The 3,568-nt window shown below is 66.3% G+C and carries 4 protein-coding genes; all 4 read right to left on the reverse strand.

From position 1 onward, the window contains the following. Nucleotides 1-32: 32 nt before the first annotated feature. From IEW15_RS25020 to IEW15_RS25035, 4 genes are read right to left on the reverse strand one after another with little or no spacing between them, the layout of a single operon-like run. Nucleotides 33-575 (reverse strand): hypothetical protein, encoded by a 543-nt coding sequence (locus IEW15_RS25020; protein WP_188583189.1) that lies wholly within the window; start codon nt 573-575, stop codon nt 33-35. Next, a complete protein-coding gene (fghA, locus tag IEW15_RS25025; RefSeq protein WP_188583191.1) occupies nt 572-1,441 on the reverse strand; it encodes an S-formylglutathione hydrolase in 870 nt (289 codons plus the stop codon). Before fghA ends, IEW15_RS25020 begins: the two co-directional genes overlap by 4 nt. Nucleotides 1,442-1,443: 2 nt before the next feature. Next, entirely contained in the window at nt 1,444-2,556 is a 1,113-nt protein-coding gene (locus tag IEW15_RS25030; RefSeq protein ID WP_188583193.1) for an S-(hydroxymethyl)glutathione dehydrogenase/class III alcohol dehydrogenase, read from the reverse strand. 58 nt (nt 2,557-2,614) lie between these two features. Further along, nucleotides 2,615-3,370, reverse strand: coding sequence for a GntR family transcriptional regulator (locus IEW15_RS25035; protein ID WP_188583195.1), 756 nt, complete (start codon nt 3,368-3,370; stop codon nt 2,615-2,617). Nucleotides 3,371-3,568: the final 198 nt, after the last annotated feature.

The following is a 3,568-nucleotide window of genomic DNA, read 5'->3' on the forward strand; positions in this document are numbered from 1 at the left end:
TCAGGCGCCGGCCGCAGGCTCAAGGGCGGATCTCACTGCGATCGCGACACATTCCGAAGACCCATTCTGCAACAGGCTCCTGAGCGTTCCACCCAGACATCGCGGCCGAACCGTGCCATCAGATGATCGAACAGCCCCTGATACTGCGCCGCCAGCGGCATCGCCGGGCGCTCGCGCATCACCGGCGCCAGTTCGTCGAACAAGTCGTCAGGCCGGTCGGTCAGATGCGGCAGGGTCACCATCGCAATCGGCGGAATGTCGGCGGCCCGATAGCGGGCGCCAGGCTGGCCCAGCGGATACAGCATCTCATCGACCACCTCGCCATCCTTCAGCATGGCGTGCAGGGCCGGGCTCTGGCGGCTGAACAGATCCCACATCCAGGCGCCGTCGCGCCGGGCGCCGGTGAAGGCCGCCGGCCCCAACGGCACGAAAAACTCCGACAGGCTCAACACCCGCGGATGCTGGTTGAGCAGCGCCGAGATCATCGTCGAGCCGCAACGCCCGGTGCTGAGGATCAGCACCGGCGCGATGCGGCCGTCGCGGACGGGCACGGGCGCGGGCGCGGCGGCGGTCAATCCTTCAATGCCCCCGCATGCCAGCGCAGATGATCTTCCATGAAGCTGGCGATGAAGTAATAGCTGTGGTCATAGCCCTCGCGCCGGTTCAGCGTCAGCGGCTGGCCGGTGGCCATGCACACCTCTTCCAGAAGCTGCGGCTTCAACTGGCCGCCGAGGAAGCCGTCGGCCAGGCCCTGATCGACCAGGATATGCGGGCAGCGCGCGCCATCGGCGATCAGCGCCGTGGTGTCATGGGCGCGCCAGAGGCTGCGGTCGGGGCCGAGATAGCCGCCCAGCGCCTTTTCGCCCCACGGGCAGTTCAGCGGCGAGGTGATCGGCGCGAAGGCCGAGGCCGACCGGAAGCGGCCGGGATGGCGGAGCGCCAGGGTCAGCGCGCCATGGCCGCCCATCGAATGGCCCATGATGCCCTGTGCCGCCATATCGGCCGGAAATTCCGCCTCGATCAACTGCGGAAGCTCGGTCGCGACATACGAGAACATGCGGTAGTTGCGCGCCCACGGCGCCTCGGTCGCATCGACATAGAACCCGGCGCCGAGCCCGAAATCCCAGGCGCCATCGGGATCGTCGGGCACGGTCTCGCCGCCGTCATCCACGCCGCGCGGGCTGGTATCGGGTGCCACCAGCATCAGCCCCAGCTCGGCCGCCACCCGCTGGGCGCCGGCCTTGACGGTGAAATTCTCCTCGGTGCAGGTCAGGCCCGACAGGAACCACACCACCGGCACTGGCCCGTGTGCGGCCTGCGGCGGCGTGAAAACCGAGAACCGCATGGTCGTGCGGGTCTCGGTCGAGGCATGGCTGTAGACACCCTGGACGCCGTCGAAGCAGCGATTGGTGGAGAGGGTCTTGAAATCCCTGATCGTCATGATCAGTACACCACCACCGAGCGGATCGACTTGCCCTCGTGCATCAGATCAAAGCCATTATTGATCTGCTCCAGCGGCATCACATCGGTGATCAGGTCGTCGATGTTGATCTTGCCGTCCATGTACCAGTCGACGATCTTCGGCACATCGGTGCGGCCGCGCGCGCCGCCGAAGGCCGAGCCGCGCCACACCCGGCCGGTGACAAGCTGGAACGGGCGCGTGGAGATTTCCTGCCCCGCCTCGGCGACCCCGATGATGATCGACTGGCCCCAGCCGCGATGGCAGCATTCCAGCGCCTGACGCATCACCGTGGTGTTGCCGGTGCAGTCGAAGGAATAATCGACCCCGCCGCCGGTCAGATCGGTGATCGCCTGCACCACCTTGTCGGCGCCAATCTCCTTGGGGTTGATGAAATGGGTCATGCCGAAGGCCTCGGCCATCGGCCGCTTCGACGGGTTGATGTCGATGCCGATGATCTTGTCGGCGCCGACCATGCGCGCGCCCTGGATGACGTTCAGGCCGATGCCACCCAGCCCGAACACCGCGACGTCGGCACCGGCTTCGACCTTGGCCGTATAGATCACGGCGCCAATGCCGGTGGTGACGCCACAGCCGATATAGCAGACCTTGTCGAAGGGCGCGTCCTCGCGGATCTTCGCCACCGCGATCTCGGGCATGACCGTGAAGTTCGAGAAGGTCGAGCAGCCCATGTAATGGTGGATCGGCTGGCCCTTCAGCGAGAATCGGCTGGTGCCGTCGGGCATCAGCCCCTTGCCCTGGGTCGCGCGGATCGCCGTGCACAGGTTGGATTTCTGCGACAGGCAGGTCTTGCACTGGCGGCATTCCGGCGTGTAGAGCGGAATGACATGATCGCCGGGCTTCACCGAGGTGACGCCGGCGCCGACCTCGCGCACGATGCCGGCGCCCTCATGCCCCAGAATACTGGGAAACACGCCCTCGCTGTCCTTGCCCGACAGGGTATAGGCATCGGTGTGACAGATGCCGGTGGCCATGATCTCGACCAGAACTTCGCCGGCTTTGGGGCCTTCCAGGTCGAGCTCGACGATTTCGAGCGGCGTGTTGGGCGCGAAGGCGACGGCGGCGCGGGTCTTCATCGGGTCTCTCCTGACTGGGCGGCCGGCCATCGAGGATCCGCGATCGGCCGGTCCGGTCTCACATTCTGAATTCGACCGCGTCGAACCGCCAGTATTCATGATCGATCTCGATCACGGCGCCGGCGCCGTCGGTCTTGATCCGGCGGATATAGACCCCCGGCGCGCCGGGGGCCAGCCCCAGGATGTCCAGCACATCACCCGCCAACCGCACCGGGCGGACCAGCAGATGTTTCTGCACCGGAGTGATGCCGAATTCGGTCATCCACAACTCGGTGGTCGGGCGGTCCTGCCAGTCGGTGGTGGCGTCCGGGCCAGCACGCCAGGTATCGGCACGCCCGGCATCGGCGGCACCCGCACCGGCGGGGCCGAGCCGGGGGGCGTAGAAGGTTTCCTCGACATACACCCGCACGCCGTCGAGCGCCCCCCAGGCCAGGGTGCGCAACGCCATGGAGCCGGCGACCAGCCCCATCATCCGGGCCTCGGGGCCGGGCAGCGGCACCATACCATGATCGAGCGACGCCCAGCTCGGCACCCGGCCCTGATCGCGGGCGGCGCGGGCGAAATTGACATGGGCGCCCGGATCGAAGGCGAGCCGTGGCGGGGTGGCGAACCAGCCGCGCCGATCCAGCCGCATCACCAGCCCCTCGCCTTCCAGCGACATCAACGCATGGCGCACCAGATTGCGGTCCAGCACCAGCAACCGCGCGAGATCCCGTTCCGAGGGCAGCTTGTCCCCCGGCTTCCAGCGGCCATCATCCAGCCCGTCGAGCAGATAGGTCTTGGCCTTCAGATAGGCAGGGTCGCGTGTGGTCATCGGGCGGTCCTGCGGTTGATCGGTCGTCAGAGGCTAGCAGCCAAGGGGCGGGTGATGCCACAGACACATGCACGCCCCCAACATTTCATCGAGCTGTCGCGGGATTGTGGTTTAAACTAGCATTACAGTTGCGTATTTCCTAAAGTTCTGAATCAATGGGTGACCATGATTCGGAGGGTCATGGAATGTCTGGTTCGC

Origin of the sequence: Tistrella bauzanensis (assembly GCF_014636235.1) — a bacterium.
GTDB lineage: Bacteria > Pseudomonadota > Alphaproteobacteria > Tistrellales > Tistrellaceae > Tistrella > Tistrella bauzanensis.